1 protein-coding gene is annotated in these 616 nt (G+C 49.7%); it reads left to right on the top strand.

Annotation, left to right across the window (positions count from 1 at the left end; genetic code table 11):
• The coding region (locus EDM52_RS24235) for a DNA gyrase C-terminal beta-propeller domain-containing protein (RefSeq protein ID WP_276330151.1) at positions 1 to 616 on the top strand (616 nt) is incomplete at both ends.

A 616-nucleotide genomic window follows, 5' to 3' on the forward strand; every position in this document is an offset into this window, starting at 1 on the left:
GATCATTAAGAAGACGGAGCTGTCTTCGTATGAGAACATTCGTCGAGGCGGCTTGATTGCGGTGAACCTGCGCGAGGATGATGAGCTGATTGGTGTGCGTTTGACCGATGGCGAACAAGAAATCATCATGGGAACGAAGAATGGAATGTCTGTTCGCTACAAGGAAAGCGACGTTCGCACGATGGGCCGCAATGCAACGGGGGTAAAAGGGATTACGCTGGATGACGATGACGACGTGATCGACATGGACGTAATCAAGCCTGGAGCAGAAGTGCTAATCGTGACGGCGAACGGCTACGGGAAGCGGACACCGGTAGATGAATACCGGATTCAATCTCGTGGTGGTAAAGGAATCAAGACGCATAATGTTACAGAACGTAGCGGACACGTCGTTGGACTGAAAGTGGTAGAACCTGAAGAGGATCTCATGATCATTACGACTTCGGGTATCATTATCCGTACAAAGATGAAAGGCATTTCTGTCATGGGCCGCTACACCCAAGGCGTCAAATTGATACGTCTCTCAGAAAATGAGCAGGTAGGATCTGTGGCCAAAGTGCCTCCTAACGTGGACGAGGATGACGCAGATATAGAGGATAGCGATAGTTCCCCTATT

It is taken from the genome of Brevibacillus invocatus (assembly GCF_003710915.1).
GTDB classification, from domain to species: Bacteria; Bacillota; Bacilli; order Brevibacillales; family Brevibacillaceae; genus Brevibacillus; species Brevibacillus invocatus.